General features: G+C 42.1%; 18 protein-coding genes. 14 read left to right on the top strand and 4 right to left on the bottom strand.

Annotation, left to right across the window (positions count from 1 at the left end; genetic code table 11):
• Nucleotide 1 precedes the first annotated feature (1 nt).
• Nucleotides 2-1,081 carry a dTDP-glucose 4,6-dehydratase gene (rfbB, locus tag Pcarn_RS18745; protein ID WP_261835844.1) on the bottom strand — a complete coding sequence of 360 codons (1,080 nt, stop codon included), beginning with the start codon at nucleotides 1,079-1,081 and terminating at the stop codon, nucleotides 2-4.
• Nucleotides 1,082-1,557: 476 nt separating this feature from the next.
• Between rfbB and Pcarn_RS18740 the strand changes: the two genes are divergently transcribed.
• Entirely contained in the window at nucleotides 1,558-1,743 is a 186-nt protein-coding gene (locus Pcarn_RS18740; RefSeq protein ID WP_261835843.1) for a hypothetical protein, read from the top strand.
• 105 nt (nucleotides 1,744-1,848) lie between these two features.
• Here the strand turns inward: Pcarn_RS18740 and Pcarn_RS18735 are convergent, their stop codons facing one another.
• On the bottom strand, nucleotides 1,849-2,013 hold the full coding sequence (locus Pcarn_RS18735; protein ID WP_261835842.1) for a hypothetical protein: 165 nt from the start codon (nucleotides 2,011-2,013) through the stop codon (nucleotides 1,849-1,851).
• A 638-nt stretch (nucleotides 2,014-2,651) separates the two neighbouring features.
• On the opposite strand from Pcarn_RS18735, the gene Pcarn_RS18730 reads away from it, so the two are divergent.
• The 5 genes from Pcarn_RS18730 to Pcarn_RS18710 all read left to right on the top strand — a co-directional run bounded on the left by Pcarn_RS18730 (nucleotide 2,652) and on the right by Pcarn_RS18710 (nucleotide 5,853).
• Complete coding sequence (locus Pcarn_RS18730; protein WP_261835841.1) at nucleotides 2,652-2,774, top strand: hypothetical protein; 123 nt, start codon at nucleotides 2,652-2,654, stop codon at nucleotides 2,772-2,774.
• Between the two features lie 314 nt (nucleotides 2,775-3,088).
• Nucleotides 3,089-3,931, top strand: a complete 843-nt coding sequence (locus Pcarn_RS18725; protein WP_261835840.1) for a hypothetical protein — start codon at nucleotides 3,089-3,091, stop codon at nucleotides 3,929-3,931.
• The gene (locus tag Pcarn_RS18720) at nucleotides 3,928-4,368 is read left to right on the top strand and encodes a hypothetical protein (protein ID WP_261835839.1); all 441 of its coding nucleotides are present in this window, start codon (nucleotides 3,928-3,930) and stop codon (nucleotides 4,366-4,368) included. The genes Pcarn_RS18725 and Pcarn_RS18720 overlap by 4 nt, the downstream gene beginning before the upstream one ends.
• A 105-nt stretch (nucleotides 4,369-4,473) precedes the next feature.
• Complete coding sequence (locus Pcarn_RS18715) at nucleotides 4,474-5,220, top strand: hypothetical protein (protein ID WP_261835838.1); 747 nt, start codon at nucleotides 4,474-4,476, stop codon at nucleotides 5,218-5,220.
• A gap of 165 nt (nucleotides 5,221-5,385) precedes the next feature.
• Nucleotides 5,386-5,853, top strand: a complete 468-nt coding sequence (locus Pcarn_RS18710; RefSeq protein ID WP_261835837.1) for a hypothetical protein — start codon at nucleotides 5,386-5,388, stop codon at nucleotides 5,851-5,853.
• A 670-nt stretch (nucleotides 5,854-6,523) separates the two neighbouring features.
• On the opposite strand, the gene Pcarn_RS18705 is transcribed toward Pcarn_RS18710, so the two are convergent.
• Complete coding sequence (locus Pcarn_RS18705) at nucleotides 6,524-6,727, bottom strand: hypothetical protein (RefSeq protein ID WP_261835836.1); 204 nt, start codon at nucleotides 6,725-6,727, stop codon at nucleotides 6,524-6,526.
• A 150-nt stretch (nucleotides 6,728-6,877) separates the two neighbouring features.
• Complete coding sequence (locus tag Pcarn_RS18700; RefSeq protein WP_261835835.1) at nucleotides 6,878-7,393, bottom strand: hypothetical protein; 516 nt, start codon at nucleotides 7,391-7,393, stop codon at nucleotides 6,878-6,880.
• Nucleotides 7,394-7,494: 101 nt separating this feature from the next.
• On the opposite strand from Pcarn_RS18700, the gene Pcarn_RS18695 reads away from it, so the two are divergent.
• The 8 genes from Pcarn_RS18695 to Pcarn_RS18660 all read left to right on the top strand — a co-directional run bounded on the left by Pcarn_RS18695 (nucleotide 7,495) and on the right by Pcarn_RS18660 (nucleotide 17,424).
• Nucleotides 7,495-7,713 carry a helix-turn-helix domain-containing protein gene (locus Pcarn_RS18695; protein ID WP_261835834.1) on the top strand — a complete coding sequence of 73 codons (219 nt, stop codon included), beginning with the start codon at nucleotides 7,495-7,497 and terminating at the stop codon, nucleotides 7,711-7,713.
• Between the two features lie 398 nt (nucleotides 7,714-8,111).
• Nucleotides 8,112-8,834 carry a P-loop NTPase family protein gene (locus tag Pcarn_RS18690; protein WP_261835833.1) on the top strand — a complete coding sequence of 241 codons (723 nt, stop codon included), beginning with the start codon at nucleotides 8,112-8,114 and terminating at the stop codon, nucleotides 8,832-8,834.
• A 116-nt stretch (nucleotides 8,835-8,950) separates the two neighbouring features.
• On the top strand, nucleotides 8,951-9,691 hold the full coding sequence (locus Pcarn_RS18685; RefSeq protein ID WP_261835832.1) for an ATP-binding protein: 741 nt from the start codon (nucleotides 8,951-8,953) through the stop codon (nucleotides 9,689-9,691).
• On the top strand, nucleotides 9,688-10,575 hold the full coding sequence (locus Pcarn_RS18680) for an HNH endonuclease (RefSeq protein WP_261835831.1): 888 nt from the start codon (nucleotides 9,688-9,690) through the stop codon (nucleotides 10,573-10,575). The genes Pcarn_RS18685 and Pcarn_RS18680 overlap by 4 nt, the downstream gene beginning before the upstream one ends.
• Nucleotides 10,576-11,826: 1,251 nt before the next feature.
• Nucleotides 11,827-12,288: a hypothetical protein gene (locus Pcarn_RS18675; protein ID WP_261835830.1), complete on the top strand. Its 462-nt coding sequence runs from the start codon at nucleotides 11,827-11,829 to the stop codon at nucleotides 12,286-12,288.
• A gap of 692 nt (nucleotides 12,289-12,980) precedes the next feature.
• Nucleotides 12,981-14,561, top strand: coding sequence for a site-specific integrase (locus Pcarn_RS18670; RefSeq protein ID WP_261835829.1), 1,581 nt, complete (start codon nucleotides 12,981-12,983; stop codon nucleotides 14,559-14,561).
• Complete coding sequence (locus tag Pcarn_RS18665; RefSeq protein WP_261835828.1) at nucleotides 14,551-15,996, top strand: hypothetical protein; 1,446 nt, start codon at nucleotides 14,551-14,553, stop codon at nucleotides 15,994-15,996. Before Pcarn_RS18670 ends, Pcarn_RS18665 begins: the two co-directional genes overlap by 11 nt.
• A 15-nt stretch (nucleotides 15,997-16,011) precedes the next feature.
• Entirely contained in the window at nucleotides 16,012-17,424 is a 1,413-nt protein-coding gene (locus tag Pcarn_RS18660; RefSeq protein ID WP_261835827.1) for a site-specific integrase, read from the top strand.
• The last annotated feature ends 7 nt before the right edge of the window (nucleotides 17,425-17,431 follow it).

The following is a 17,431-nucleotide window of genomic DNA, read 5'->3' as shown; positions in this document are numbered from 1 at the left end:
ACTAAACTCCCGAACCTAAACGCGTTAAAGAGTAAGACCCATCCAATACCCGACTCCACCAAGCCTCATTCTCGAGATACCAACTAACCGTTTTCCTAATACCGCTATTAAAGGTCTCTTTAGGCCTCCAGCCTAATTCCTTTTCAATTTTTGAAGCATCAATGGCATACCTCAGATCATGGCCAGGTCGGTCTTGTACAAAAGAAATTAAAGAGCGAAAACCTCCCCCTCCCGCGTGTTGCTTAGAGTATTGATTTTCTGGAACCAACTCCTCAAGCAAATCACACAGCATGTGTACAACATCGAGATTAGTCTTTTCATTGTGCCCTCCAATATTATATGTCTCACCTGCTTTGCTTTGTGTGGCAACTAGATAAAGAGCCCTCGCGTGATCTTCTACATATAGCCAGTCTCGAATTTGTTGCCCATTGCCATAGATCGGCAGAGGCTTTCCTTGAAGAGCATTCAAAATAATATGTGGTATAAGTTTTTCGGGGAAATGATAAGGACCATAATTGTTAGAACAGTTAGTCACCAAAGTAGGTAAATTATATGTTCTCTGCCACGCTCGAACCAGGTGGTCACTGGATGCCTTAGACGCCGAATATGGACTGGAGGGCTTATAAGAGGTTGATTCTATGAACAAATCTGAAGGGTTTTCTAGATCTCCATAGACCTCATCTGTCGAGATATGATGGAAACGAAACTGCTCTTTTCTCTCTAAGTCCAACCCGTTCCAATACGCTCGTGAAGCTTCTAGCAGGTTATATGTGCCAATAATGTTGGTTTGAATAAAGTCAGCAGGCCCATCAATAGAGCGATCAACGTGAGACTCAGCGGCAAGATGCATGACAATATCGGGTTGGTAAAATGCAAACAGCCTGTCTAATTCCTTCCTGTCACAAATATCCACTTGTTCAAAATGGTATCTGCTGCTGGATTCAACCAGCGTTAGCGACTCTAAATTACCAGCGTAACTGAGTTTATCAACATTGATGACAGTATCAGATGTATGAGCAATTATGTGGCGAATGACGGCAGAACCAATAAACCCCGCGCCACCTGTGATGAGAAATTTCAAACAACAATCCTTATGTTGAAACTTTCAACTAACTGAAATTTATCTAATTATGGTTATCCTTAACCACTAGGTTTCTCTGAGTATAAACGCTTTTAACTAGGTAAGGATAGGAGTTGTATTGAAATAATCTCCTTTAATGTGAGCCGTGGCTACTTCAAGACTCATGCAAGGATTGGAGCTTTAGTTGCTTTCACTGCATGAAATTCGCGTCATTAAAATCAAGCTCACTTTCCCGCTATTGCTTTTCAATTGATTCACCTCTAGTTGAAACTCGGACACGTGAGCAACTTGGGCTCTCGTGAAAATAAAGGGTCATATACTCCATCATTACCTCAAGAAAACTTGGAAGGAAACAAAACAGACCTTAACTATCCTCTAGTCAATGGCTACCCACCTCTATATCTGGCTCCCGAGGTGAAAAGATGTAAGATTCGAATTCCAGAAAAACCACCATTATCTTTGTGCTCGGGTCTGAGGTGGAACAAGTAGGGTATGGCTACGCTGCACTTCAAAAAGATCTGCCTAACCCCCTTAGACTTGAATCCCTATTCATTGGACAATTGAAAAAAATAGACGGCGCCGCTACAGGTATCAATATCGCTTACAAACTAACAGGCAATGACAACGAGGTGGTTGCTGACTTTTTTGTTGGATTGGCATGATCAGCAAGAAAAGATCAATTTGGCGACCGTGAATCGATTTTTGGCTGTGCTAAAAGAGTTTAGGTTTGGACTAGCAAAGCTCTTTGGTAAAGATCTAAGGGGTTCTCAGTCATGGCCAATCATTGCGGCCATCTTATTCGGTTTCTTCTTGTTGTCCTCTTGGTCGTTTACCGCATTTATTGAAGTCATTGCACTTTTTTCAATAACAGATCTTATTGTCCTTCCACCTACAGGCTCTACTTCCAACGCATCATAGTTCGCTTCACTCATAAGAATCCCTGATAACTGTCAAACCATATTAAAAAAGATGATTGATACTCTAGTTTTAGGTACCACCCTATTATTTAGTTTGCGACCGAAGTTATTGGTTTCTATTGATGTAGGCCACAATGCACGGAGTTATGTTGAGGAAGGCGCTGCTAGGTGGAAGTAATCAAGACAAGGTTCAGTGAGGCACTAACTGAAGCATAAAAGTTGAGCGACGCCCCACCGATAGTTTTAGTGCACTCTGCTCGCTCAATGGCTACTGTTATCGCTTTGTCACAACTTGCAGAAACACAAAGGTGTCGTCTAGTCACACTAGGTTCACATGTTACTGCTATGGGGTTTGCGTCAGAATGTGTAAAGGATGCAGTATCAGATTTATTAAATTACGCTGCTACTACTGAAGTAGACTTTGAATGGATCGACTATCATGCACCCAATGATTGGTGGTGCAGTATTTCAGCAATTCCTAAAAGTCAAAGGGGGAACTGAGGTACACGAAGTATCTGATTTCGAACATGATTGGCACGCAAAATCAGATGGAAGAACGAATAGAGTTTATTTTTCAAATCTCGACATATGGACGCGAATTATTGCAAAGATCCCTTTGTTTGAAACCAAACCGCTCTGAAAAGGAACTTACTATGTTGAGAAGTAATATAGAAAGAATAAAGAGTATTCAATCTCATATTGGCGTAGAAGCCGACGGTATTTTGGGTTTCGGAACACTTACTGAACTGGAAAAGCGACTAAGACTTCACTGCTAGTCCACTTCTAAGAAAAATCAGCCCTCACTTCTTCTAACTTTCCCAATCTTACAAACATATAAGAACCACCAAGTCTTTGCTGGTTTTACTAAACTGTACTAGTTGACACCATGCGCTAAGCAGTATCTTATCAGAATTGCGTTTACGTCATTTAGTTGCTCTAACGCATTGTAAGCGACGTAAGACAGGCCCTCAAAAAACCATATAACTTCATCAAAGAATGGAAAAAGTTTGAAGTTTCCTCTTAACAGACGCGAAAAAATACGTGCACACCTATTTTGATAACTTCAGTAAATCAAGATAAGGAAATCGTTATGAGAACGCTGATGTTGAGTTTCTGTATAAGTTTGCTCGCTTGCCCTTCTCTAGCAAAAACACCCGTTATCAACTTCGATACAAAAGAGTTGCGCGTAGAGCAATTCGACAGAGACATACTGGACATTCCTGTTTCTTTCGAATCTACAAAAAATGTTCGAGCACTCACACTAAAGATAGCTCCAGAACTCCATGGCCTTGTTTCTGTTACTCCTTCTGCATTTGAGCATGTAAAGAAGGGGCACCAATATCAAGTCATGTTATCGGTCAATCATGTTCAAGGTACTTCGGATACACCAATATTGGGTTATCTCTCAATCTATAAAAAGACAAAGGAGAAAGATAAGCCGAAGAACCTAGCCAATCCGTTATCGATTACGATCATCCCTTCTTCAATGCCTTCCGAGTTACCTCCAATGCCAGGACCAGAGAACAATCTCTCTGTACAAGGCGTTGACGCCGATAACGATGGCATTCGGGACGATGTCCAGCATTATCTCTATCAGCACTACATTAGTGAAAAACCGTTCTTCATCGCTACACTCGATTTGGCTCGCGTTTATCAACGAATTTTAATTGAAGCTGAATCAAAAGAAGCATCTGCCAAAAACCTTGATCTATTGGAGAACGCTTTAGCTTGTGCATACTACCTTGAGGACATGAAAGCTTATGAGATAGCCGCGAACATCTCAGCTGAAACCAACAACACCCTTGAGAGAGTAACTGCTTACTCAAAGTTTCACGATCAAACGTCTGATATCGTTACTTACGCAAAATCCTCATCTGAAAAAGCGAAAAGTTGCTCTTCTGAAGTCATTCAAGTACTGGAGGAGCAACAATGAACAACTTAAAAATCAATGCACTAATTTTCTTCGTACTTTTTACAGCTAATCTCCAAGCAGCTCCCCAAACTATCTGTCAGTTCGGCGTGACTGTGTTCTTTGTTAATGGGATGAATACAGATCGGGTTGGAGCAAACAAACAACGAGAACTTCTTAAGAAAGCCTTTGAGGCACATATTGAAGGTACGGTACTTGAAAATCGAGTCCGCTACGCGCTAGCCCTCAATCCAAGTGAAGGCTTTGTTCTTGATCTCTTCGAAGCATTCCAACAAAGATCTAACGTTGAGAAAAAAGAAGCCTTAAGACACTTGGTTGAAGAAGCAAACTGGGTCTCTGATTCAGCTAAAGATATTCTACAAACGCAAATGGAACAAGCTATAGAAAAAGCAGCACAAAATCCTTATGTCTCAAAACATGTTGAAATGTACAATAATTAACTGAAGAAAGGACAAAGAGTACTCGCTCTTGCTTATTCGCAAGGAAACTACTTTGCCATTCAAGCCTATGATCATATAGACCTGGAATATCGGGACCGTTGGGGCATGATATCTATTGGGTCTCCCGCATCTTTCGTAGTAAAAAATGGTGCACATACCACACTAGTTTCAGATAAGACTATGGCGCGCATACCGGGGAGTCTTCCGGGAAATGTGGTTAATTTTCCTGATGAACCCAATCCGTTCGATGAAACCGGGCACTACTTCACCGAGTCCTACATGGCGGAAAACTCCCCCTCCAAAATAAAAATTTTAAATGACCTCGAAACACAAGCCAACGAGTTAGACAACTATGGATTGGAGCAAGAAGTATTGGCTTGGTCATCATCTTTGAGTTGGACTGGATACAACTCCGACACTCTCGAAGAAACCTCAATCCACCTGCATGTTTTTGAACCTGATGGTAATCATATTTATCCGAACAATACATTTGGACTCGGCCGACTAAATTTAGACGATGAAGACAATGGTGGCCCTGTACACTACCAACAATTTTGCGAAGATGTGGTTCCAGGAGAATACCTAGTTGGCCTCAACTATTTCGAAAAACCTGGTGATGGGGAATGCGATGACGCTTGTTTTGACCCAGATAGACACTGGGTTGATACAAACCTTTCAATTACAATGCAAACACCTATTGAGAGCCAAACTTTCGTTGATGAAAGAAGGCTTCTTGAACGTGTTGGACTACCCGGCGAGGAAGATCCGGTTCTGATTTATAGAGTTACACTCTCTGAATTACCCGAAGTTGGGTATTCTTACTCAATAGAAGCCATCGAATCCAACTTCTAGCACGAGATATTATTGTACTCTATTCATACGTCTAGTTTTTGGAGGTGATAGGTTTTAACAGGTACACTAGTAGTGATGAGTATCATCGTGAACCTTCACGCTCACTAGGACTGAGGGCATTGTAAGTGCTGTACACTTTGCCCTAGCCTTATAAAAGGATGTCGAATGCTTCGAAGCCCATTCATCATGATAACGTTCCTGTCTGTTTTAGTGGCGATTTACTTTATCTACCATTTTCACTCTCGAACTTTTATCGTCGAGGAAAGTTGTCTTGTGCCACAAGAGATCACCATCGAACAACTTTTTTCTGGGCAAACTACTTATATTTGGAAATTGGGCGACTACAACGGTGACGATGACCTTATTGCTCAGGGAATAGTTGGGTATTTGACCCCTCACTACATCGGAACGAATGATAAAGTCGATAAGCAAGCTACGGCTGTAAAAATCACAGGCCGAGTTTTTAAAATCACTCCCAGTTGGGCGGAAATTAACATTGGACAAAGTGAGAAACAGCTCGCGTTAGAGGTCATCGTGCTTGGAGAGCGCTATCTGCTTTTTGAGCCTGAATGGAAGCGTCAGTACTTTAATAAACTGCCAAAGCGCTGTATTTTCGAAAATCACGAAGATTAAGTCAGGCTCTGCTCAAAATAGTTAGGGGTATTGGAAGCGGTTTTACGTATTACTGTAACTGGTTGATTAAATTGAATTAATTGACGACCTCTAAAATGGGGTGAGACACTTTTTCCTCTGAAATCGTTGTTTTGAGACAGTTTTGACTACTTCTCAAGGACCTGAGTGATGCAAATCTACCAGCTAATCAAATCAAAAAATGATGTGAATGGGCATCCTAATCGCATCACTCCTTCCTGAACTTCCAGAAGCCTTGTCCCTTTTTGTACCTACAAGTACCGCGCGTTGTTCGTACTACTCTCGCACTAGTGATCTGAATGACGCTACTGTAAAAATAGTTACTGTAATAAAATTTACATTAGCGAGATGAAGTCTTTAGAGAACGAGTAAATCAGCCAAAGGCTTTTCATATCCAAGGTCAGAGACTGGACCTGACGTACCTCCTTGTTATTAATGCTTAGTTGAGAGCTTGATTTCACATTAAGTTAATACGTCATGTAGTTCGCAAGCTGCTGGAGTGGTAACTGACTCTGCCTTTATACTCTATCGCGTATAAAGGAAGGTTTATACGCGATAGAGTATATATTACGACCGCCAGTTAGAACTGCTCTGAGAATCACTAACCACATAGTGATACGAATAAGGCCAAAACTCGAAGCATTTACTAACTTCACTTCTTTCGGCTTTGGAGTTTTTGAAGTTGCTCATCACACCAGTTTGAAATCTTTGGGGCGTTCAAGGTAGCAATCGCCAGTAGAAATACACAAAGCAAGAATACCCAAGCCAGAACTTCCAACCAACTCGGTGAATCTGGTGTCAGTACCACCAGCACCACACCAAAAGCAAATCCCATCGACAAAGCTTGTTTAAGCATCACTCACACTCCCGTAGTAAAGTCTCATCTCGATGGTATCGCACGTTCTATATTTCCAAACTCCACACTGGGACGCACTACAAACGTTGACCCGACACCAAACTGATTGCGTTGCATTGCTCTAAGCAGAACTTGTTCCTATTCCCCTAACTACACACGCAACTTAAGAAGCTTGATTGTGTTGTTGAGGGCAGCAGTTTTGGCTTTCAACCTGTCTATTGACTCTGTGGTTTCTGTAAATAAAGGCCTTATCACCTCTGATAGCTCTTCAGATCGTTGCATGAGCTTCCGATACTCTGATGCTTCAGACTGTTTTTCTTTCAGTTGTGCAGCCACATACTTGAGCTCTTTCTTAAGCGATAAGTAATGAGATTTGTATTTGTTGCGAGGTTTTGGTGGGGTCCACTCAACTAATTCGAAGCTGGCCTTGTAAAAAGCTTCTGTCTTGGAATAAACACGAATACGGCTGTACATTCGGCTTTCTACTAGCCCATGCTCTTCCAAGCGCTTTAATTGCCTCGCTATTCGCACCCTTAGTGCTTGAGCTTCTTTTGAGGTTGCGGAAATGCCACTCGCGATACGAACTCTCACATCAGAGGCACCAAAGTCGACCATGTTGGACGGAGAGATAACTCTGTAGATATCGGAAAAAATCTGATAGTTCATAGTAGTTTCGGCCTAAGTATTGAACATTAAATGCGGATTATAATCCGTGGATATATAAGCATCAACATCGGATAGTCATTTCATTTGAAGAGCTATTTTAAATGAATGACTTAGCAAAGCAATTTGGTGCCAACCTTCGCAAGATCAGAAAAGAGAAAGGGATCTCTCAAGATAACCTCGCCTTACTAGCCGAGATCGACAGGAGTTATGTAGGGCGTATCGAGCGTGGAGAGGTGAACATTACACTCGATAAGGCTTATCAGTTAGCCAACGCATTAAAATGTGATTTGGTGGAGTTGCTACCTCAACCCAGAACTTAGTTTGGAACATACAAATTTATAATTACTCCATACAAAGTTCGCGCCCGAGAATAGTTACCTCTTCACAGACTGAGTCACTTTTCCCAAAAACGTTTTAGGTGGTCTAGCTAGACTAAGTACTTCTAATCATCAGAAATAGCTTTTGGGGCAGCGATTCAAAGAAAGACCTCAAAGTAACCACTCTAATCGATAGGGCTATTCTAAGAGCTAGCTCAAGTTAGTATCAGACTACTTAATGTAATATGTGCTAATGACATCAAGCATGAAAGAATCGAATAGAAAAGAGTTATTAATAAAATGACTAAGCGGCTCAGACTCCTTCAACGCAAAATGAATATTCCGCGACTCACTGAGCAGCGTGTTAGTGCTTTCATCATCACATTTAATGGTGAGATGCGATGATTAAATTCGTAGTCTTGGATAAAAATGTACACTTACCTTCCTCCAGTATAAGCACCGCTTACCTACAAGTGGATTATTGGAATGATTATTCGTTTATAACAATGTTTTACATGACAGTATTCGATCAGAACGGTACGTCACATGACATTGGCAATGTAAAAATCGCCTTCAAAGGCCAAACTATAAGCACTAGTACATACTCTACATTGGGAAAAAATTTTTCTACGCTCACTGAGAAATATTTTTCTGTCGGGACAAATGTAGAGTATTACAAAAGTCTGAATAAGTTAGATGGTGCTCTAAAAAAATATATTCTAAATTCCTTGCAGGATATCGTTCATTTACCTAATAGGCTACCTGATATTGAAGATGAATCAGTATTAAATATCTCCTTATTTCGTGGCGTAAGTTTGTCAGAGGTTCATGGCCAGTTCGCTAGGGTATTAGAGGGGTTTGCAGAGCTTTCAGATTTCGATTTTAACTTTATACGTAATGGGGTAGACGGATTTTGCGACCTGAAAATACCTTTTGAAGTAACGGTTAATTCCGCTCCCAGTACAAATATACACGCCTTTATTGGTCGAAATGGTTGTGGAAAAACAACCATCTTAAATGACATGATAGAGGCCATTACAAAGCCAGATAATGAGAACATTTTTTTACCGAGAGCAACGATTTTAATGAATCCCGGATTCCAACTGGTTATTTTCGCTCTTTAGTATCAGTCTCATTTAGTGCTTTTGACCCTTTTTCTCCACCAAAAGAGCAACCTGACCCGGCCAAAGGTACAAAATATTTTTACATCGGATTGAGAGACAAAAAAAATAATCAGGTTTTGAGCTCTCTAGATGATCTTCGCTTAGAGTTTGTATCAGCTCTTATTGGTTGCTTGAGAACAGAAAGCAAAAAAGAGAGATGGCTTGAGGCTATTGAAAAGTTAAGTTGTGACCAAAACTTCTCAAATATGGGCCTAAGCATCCTGAATACAAGATATATTTCCCTCAAAGACAATACTATAGATGCCCAAGTTGATAGCGATGAGTTCCGAGATTTGTTTTACCAGGATATTCAAAAATATTTATCGCGAATGAGCTCTGGACACGCCATTGTTCTATTTACTGTCACAAGGTTAGTAGATACAGTTGGTGAAAAATCTCTAGTGTTGCTTGACGAGCCAGAAGGTCATCTTCACCCTCCATTGTTGGCTGCTTTTCTGCGGACTTTAAGTGATCTACTCTATGCAAAAAATGGTGTAGCAATAATAGCAACGCACTCACCAGTTGTTTTACAAGAAGTGCCTAAATCTTGTGTTTGGAAGGTAATACGTTCACGGGAGGCTATAACTGTAAAGCGGCCCGATATAGAAACATTCGGTGAAAATCTAGGAGTACTAACTCGAGAAGTGTTTTCTTTGGAGGTTGAAAGTTCTGGGTATCATTCTTTATTAGCTAAATCTGTTGAGTCAGGCCTCTCTTATGAAGATATTTTAACCCAATACGGTAGCCAAATTGGTTTAGAAGGAAGGACTGTATTGAAAGCTATGGTTCTCAATAGAGACTCAGGTAAGACTCAGTGAAAAAACTACAATCCCAAGCCATAACTTTTATTGAAATGTTAGATAAGTGTTCAGATGGTATGTATCAGGCCCACGTAAAAGCCAACTTTGTTGATCACTTTCCAACGTTTCTCTTAAAGGAGACTCAGTACAAGAGACTTAGTTTAGCAGGCAATTTATTTCAATACCCGAAAACGACTCCGCTGACTAATGATACTCAAGTTATAGGGAATTTGACGAAGCGAAAGCTAGTTAACTTGTATGAAAACAATCTAAGAAACAAAGATAAGCCCGCTAGGCGTTTCTATGATGAGCTAATGGTATCCTCTGGGGAGAGATGTCCGTTTTGTGGTGATATCGGACACACCAAGAATCTTGACCACTTTTTACCTAAGGCTCACTTCCCTGAATTCTCTATTATGCCTCTTAATCTCGTGCCATCTTGTCGCGACTGTAATATGGGGGAAAAAGGGCAAAATTACGCTACTACTGAAGAAGAACAAGCGATTCATCCTTATGTTGATAAAGACATATTTTTTCAGGAGCAATGGGTATTCGCTGAGTTTCTTGATAGGAATGAAGGAGCACTTAGTTACCACGTAAGTTGTCCTGCGACGTGGAGTCAAGCAGATAAAGACAGAGCACACAACCACTTCAATAATCTAGATTTAGCGAGTCGGTATCGACTTGAAGCTGGTAAACACCTCAGTGAAGTAATCGTACAGAAGAATGCTTTCAGGAGCATGATTCTTAAGTTTGACCCCAATGCAACTCCACTAGCTATCAAAAATGCTTTTATTGAGGCAAATCTTCAGCCGCTGATAGATTCAGGTCAGTTTCATAACCACTGGAAAAAGGTCATGTACCAGTGTCTAGCTAATTCAGATGAGTTCTTTGAAATTTAGTTTTTTTACTTTGGATTGTTAACTACAATCTGGCCTTTTCAGTAGCCGTACACCTTATTGTTGCTACCAAGTCATTCTGTTCTTCCTAGTAAAACAGAATTATCTAGAGCCTTCATAGTGGACACTTCATAACTTAGAAATACCCCCAAAATTGATCCACTCTTGAATACATCTTAGATAGTCAGCTAGTTTTCACATATAAATAATAATGTATTGCATACGACAAGGCCTGCCCGTACCTTGCTATGTTTATTTATACCACTTAGTGAGCTGAATTCAGTTTGAGTATGAATAAATTGCTTGTATTCCGAAGGTAGCACATCCAATCGCTTTATTTGAAGAATGGGTATGAAATATATGCATTATACTTTAATGATTTATGTTAGGTTAAATAGCGTTTAGGAAAACAGAGTTACGAGTAGACCTACTATTAACAATGCTATATTTTCAGGAGAGTTGCGTGGATTCAATATTCTTATCATTTGCACAGAGTAGCGTTATTTTTGAACTTCAACACTATAAGTTTCATGCCCAAAAAGTAGAGGATCTTCTCGAGCAGGAAGTTTTAGAACTGCGCAAAGCGCATAATGACATGACAAAAGATTGAGATCCTTATGAAAGAGCTAATTTTTTTGAAGATAGGCATTATGAGTATAGGGAACTCGGGGAAATTTACCCTGATATTCAGCGAAAGTCTGGTGTGATCAGCATTTACTCTGTACTTGAAAAGCACTTAAATAGCCTTTGTCATCTATATACAAGATTAACAAATACGGAAATCTTGCTATCTGATTTTGGTGAAAATGATATCCTCAAGAGATCACAAGTTTACTTAACTAAAGTAGCAAAAATTGATTTCCCAGAGGAACATAAAACTTGGTGTGAAATCCAACTAATTCAACAGATTAGAAATTAACTAGTTCACGCCGATGGTGCAGTCCCAACCGGTAATCAGGCGTTAATGGGATATGTAAATTCTTGTCCTCATCTATCACTAGCCCAGTATAATAAAATAGCGCTTGGAAAAGGGGTTGTTGCTTACTGCTCAGAGGTTTTTAGCAGCTTTTTTGAGGAGTTGTTCTCGAGGAATATAAAGGTATAACAAAGCCTTTGGGAGTAAATTCCAGCTCTTCGTATTTTCCGTTCCATCGTTGAGCTTTGTGTTTACAGTAGCATAATTGAGTTTTGTGGTATCGTTGCTCACGCTTTAATATGTCGCTAGGTATTCATTCAAGTTTGGATTTTATAAAAATGGAAATAGCTAAATTAGTCGTCCAGATACTAATCTCAGTTAGTGCCGCGTTTCTCGCTGCTTGGTTAGCCAACCGTCGTTTTCGGAATGAAAAGTGGTGGGAAAGAAAAGCGGACGCTTATACAAACTTGATCGAAGCTCTTCACGATATGAAGTGGCGTTCCGGAGAGCATTTTGATGCTGAAATTGAACAACGACAGTTGAGTGAGGAATATAGCGAGCAACTTTGGTCTGAGTTTAAAGAAGCGAGACGAAACATATCTAGAATAGCGGAAACCTCGTCGTTCATAGTGTCTCCGGAAGTGTTGGATGCTGTTCAAGATATGGACAAAGCCCTATCCAAGGCTCGCAATGCTAATACTTGGTTCGAGCACCTCGATGAGCAGTGGGGAGCTGTGGATGAGTGTACAAAGAAAATCAAAGAAATTGGTAAAAAAGAACTTAACATCAAAAATACCTAACAAAATGCTTAAGAGTGACGGCTAAACTTCATCATTTGTGGTTCGATTGAGCCTTGAGATTATGATGACTTTCCTTTTTTCATGGTGTTAGGCGCACCTCAGCAAGGCTTTACTGTCACGTATCTCAATTAGTCCGTTACATCCTAATTGAGTAATATAACTAACAAAGTTTGTCCAAGAACAACCCACAAATCCCATCACCAAATGTGTGACCACTGAGCAAGTCGACCTTAATCTATCCTCTACAGGCAACACGGATTTGAGAGTGACCTATTCGCTTCACCTCTTTAACTAAAGTCACAAGTCAATTAAGCAAACTAAGTTGGTCAAGTTTTCAAAACTCAGAAACTTTTCCGGAAGCTTATCCATTACTCCCACTTCCTTTGGTTAAGTACAAGTTACAACACCCATAGTTATCCCAGTAGAGATTCGAACAAATCTGAGAAAAAATTCGAATTGTTCTAAAAATAATTTTTATATAACCAACTTAAATCCTAATATAAATCGCCAACCCAATACATAACAAAGCCATATACCACAAGGCTTAAGACCTCATAGCACCATCCCTACAAGCTCACTTTACCCCGATTTTGGAAATAAAAATTCGCTGATATTTTGGAAATAGACCTCCCTCAAAGATTCCACGACTTTGGGGAGGTCACGAACTCTATCAGCTGACCAAGGAGGGTGTAATGAGCAAATTCACTGCACAACAAAAACGAAATCGAGCGAATAACAGTGGCGGGGTTGCGCCCGATGCACAGCTCATCGCGACGACACTTGCGATTGCGCTGCATCGTATTCATCGCAAAGGTGATTCAGAGACCGTTCGCAAACGTAAGGTTGCCTGCTTTCTTATTTGGTGGATGACCCATGAGTTGTTAGACATAGAAGCGATAGGCAACTTGCCCAGACTTAAGCGCGTTACTGGCAACTCAGAATGCCAACCCCACGCTCTTAGACCGGTACGCATGAACAACATCAGTTGGATTGAGTATGCGAATGCGTATCTAGTGAAAGGCGCTGTTGAGTATCTTTGGCAACCTATACCTGACGCTTTCATTTCTCTGTTCATTGACGCTCTTCCGTCGGGCTCTTCTTCGCCGTTACTAACGGAAAAGCAACACAAAGCGCTTTGTGAAGACCTTGGTCGTAAATGGAAAACTCTGGGTAAGCTCTCTTCTCATGCTCGCGTGCGAAAAGATCGTTTGTTTCGTTACTGGCTTCATATGGGGCAGAGCGATCCCAAGCTTTCCACGATTGCCAAAAGTGTGATGCTAACGCGCCATCAAGACCATCATCATAGCGCTAAGGCATACCAAAGAGAGGGCAGTGACAAAATACGCTTTAAGATATTTGAAGCCCACAATCGCTATGTAAAGCGTTTGGTGGATGCTATCCGTTTGCATGAGCTGAAAGGTTACTTCCCTTTTCAGTTCGAGCAACGCGTAAAGCGCCCTCAATACCTGATGCAATCGGGGAGCATTCCCCAACTTGAGAGACGTCAACAAAACGGGACTTACACTCATGTACCTGCTGAGCCCATTTATGTCGGTTCAGATAGGGCACTCTCTGTTGATGAAGTCAGACAGTTTTTTCATTCTCTGTCTGATGCGGTGCGTGAGGCCCACTGCGATACCTGGACGAAGGAGTCACTTAGACACTATTACAATCTGCGCACCTACCAAATCACGTTTCAGTTTTTAATACTGACGGGCGTGAGACCCACGCACGCCATTTCAATAGAGGCTAGCCAGTGTTTTGACTGTCGCCATGCCATGGTGCGCGACAAAGGGCGCTATCGCACAGTTTGGCTTTGTGACTTTTTTTCTCATGCGTTAAAAGAATACCTTGCGGTTCAGCACATCATTACCCTGCACCTGTCTTTAAAACCAAAGACGAACTCTCTGTGGTACTTGCTCGATGAGGATATCAACGCGGTAAACCTCAACGCAAAAACGCTTCGCACGGCCATACAGTCTTTCTCTGCCAATCCAAACGTGGTTCCTTATCAACTCCGTCATTCCTTTGCACAAATGGCGCTGACGGCGAACTTCCCTGCCCTCACCACACAGCAGATTGACCGTTTGATGGGACACAGTGAATTTGGTGAACATCTAGGAAGTGAGCAGGTTTTCCCTGCCTCCAAAGAGGCTGTTCACGCACACCTGAATCAACTCGCGAGTCTTCTAGGTTTGGATGCTCCGGATACCTTCAGAAGCACCTTTTTACATCAAAACCAACTTGCCAAGGAGGCACAGCATGACATCTAACAACCTAACCGCTGCTGATATTCAATGCTACCTGCATGAAATGGGGTTATCTCCTTTAGCTAATGAGCACTATGAAGCCGTCATTACGCTCATTGCTGAGGACAGCCAAAACCGCAGAACATTAACCGATGAATCACTCGAGCGCATTCGCTCACACATTAAAACAGTGCCTAGTGGTCGCCAACGCAAACAAAAGATTGCACTCGATCATATTCTTCTCTATTTGCAGAACGTGTGTCAGTGGCAGTTGCCGGAACAAAAGGCGCGAGTCTATCGCGACCATATGCAAAGCTGGGTAATTAAAATCATGAAGCACGCCAACTTAGGTGGCGCGCTATATGGCGAATATAAGAAACAAGACTGGGTGAGCAAAGGCAAAGTCTTGTCGCCGTATGAGCTCATTACTCTGCTCAGCATGGAAGTCGCACCTCTATCGATGGCTCATTGGATAGAAATACTTAAACGCCCTGATTCCATTGAAGTGTTTGAAGACAGACTCACACTTAAAGTCCATCATCCACGCAAACAAAAAAAGCAACTGTCGAGTTTTACACGCTACTCTCTTACGCCAACGGCATGTTATGCGCTGCATCATTACTACAAACAAGCCAGTAACGGGAAAAGACGCATTGTTGAAGCGAACTTGCTTAAGTCTATTAATAATGACGTCAACAAGCTGCATGTTGCCCACCCGCTTTTGGCTCGACGTTATTCAAAGCCGATTAACGCAAGAGAGTGGCATCTTGCAGTCCAGTCGGTCTGGCATTGTCAGTATGGTTATCCGCCTGAGTTGCTATCAGACTTGGTTCAGCCCACTCGACACTTCGCGTTTGATCCTGTGGTGGTCAGTGACACTCATACCCGAAAAGGCCTTCGTAAATGCTTTGAGGTGCCCCAAATTGAGAGTCAACCGAAATCCGAAACGAACGTTAAAACACACTGGCCTCACCTCGCACTACTCAAGCGCCTTGTCAGTGAACCAAGAGCCGTGCTTAAAACGGCGCTGTCCAATGAGGAGGATCTTGAATGGCCAATAGATAACGTTCTGCCAACCCTACTGTATCTCTTCATCAAAGATCTGATTGTGCATGGCGGTATCAAGGTTGAAACGCTCAGCCATCGTACTTTAGTCGATTACACGGGTATCTACACTAAACTGCCAAGCCCGCTGTCGTACCTCGATGCCAGTGATCCCGTTAAGCTTGATGCATGGGCGAAACAGGCCTTTGAAACACAAGCGAGTGAAGCATACCAATGGCTGGTGTATAACTTACTTCGTTCTCTTTCTCACCTTGCTCTTACTGAGCATTTAGATATTCATCAGTTTAATTGCCCAACTTTGCCGATGAATGTGGATGCGTACCGACTCAGCACCGAACAAGTGCATTACGCCGTGCATCAGTTGGTCGACACCGTTAAGGGCACGCCACTGTAGCGTTTATTTAGTGCGGTGGCACTGCTTCTCGGTTACTACGGCGCACTTCGCCGAGGTGAAATCGTGCGCCTTCGTATTCAAGATGTGGTGGTCATCTCTGCCCATAAGCATCAGTTTCGTCTGCACATCACTGAAACACCTGAAGGCAAAACCAAAAACGGTCAGTCCCGCTATGTACATGTGGTAATGCCTAGTGCCTCAGCGAACCTGTTAATCGCTCTGCTTAAAATCAAGCAAACCTGTCCTAAAGACGCCCCCCTGCTTGGTTTTATCGGCGAATCAGAAAGCTCGCGACAGCTTCATTATCTCTATCCCGCAACGCAAGTCTTAAAGGCGCTGTATGGCAACCAGGTTCGCTTTCATCATTTGCGTCACTCGGGCGCTCATCTACTGTATCTGCAAGGGTTGAGTCTGGCGTGTGGTTATTATGATTACTCTGCTTCAGATTTTTGCACCATAGAGATGCTGGCCAAGGAAGTGTGTGAAGCGCGCTTTGAGTTCTGGCTTCAAAATAATGACTTCTCACAAATGAATGACGGCATTTTACTTGATGTGATTGGCGCGCAACTTGGACACAGTCACTACGCTACTACGCGTCTTAGTTATCTGCATGGCATTGAGTGGCTGCCCGAGTTCTTTGCGCCCAAGCGTGAGTATTCAATTAAGCAACTTCATACCCTCATCGGAAAGTATAAGACCAACTTTTTACTGTCCATGCCAAGCATTGCCAAGCGACTGCCAGCAAATACCACACTCAATTCGAAAACCACCATCACGCTCAGTGACGCTGAGCTAACTGAAGAGCTTCTCACGACTTCAATCGGTAGCGCTGTTACGCACCGCGATATGCCCAGCTTGCCTTCAATTCACTCATTTGATGGCAACCGACTTTTTGATGTTTGGATGAACAACCTTCATTACAACCATTTAAAGACGCATAAACCAAGTGCTCGCTCAAAAGCGGTGCCGACGTTTAATTGGCAAACCCCAATGCTGATCGACGCTTTGATGAACAATAATGTCAGCTTCGAAGCTGTCAGCCATTTCTGGCAACTTACCGGAAAGCACCGAGACTTTGGATTGTCTAAAAAGCAACGCAAGGAGCTTCAGAGACTTGGTCCTATCGATGTGCTTGATGAGCGCACTTTTTCAGTGAGTTTTGCCTGCAATCAGTTCAATGCCGAGGCGTTTAAGGCTTTATTTCGCTCCCGTCTATTTCAATGCTTCGAGGTATCTTTTTTACTTGAGCAGAACCGTAAGCAAAGTCCTGAAAGAAAGCTTGAACTCATTAAGACGCACTACGCCAAGAAAGGCGAGTGCATTGCCGTTAATACCATTGCAACAGGGGCGAGCCGTTTTACCATGACGTTTCGCTTCATCCCTGACAGTCCATTGCTGTTTCAAACCCTTATCGATTATCTAAAGTGAGGTGACC

The sequence above is a fragment of the Vibrio ishigakensis genome (genome assembly GCF_024347675.1).
Lineage (GTDB): Bacteria > Pseudomonadota > Gammaproteobacteria > Enterobacterales > Vibrionaceae > Vibrio > Vibrio ishigakensis.
The sequence above is the reverse complement of the archived record's forward strand: the minus strand, read 5'-3'. Positions and strand labels throughout refer to the sequence as shown.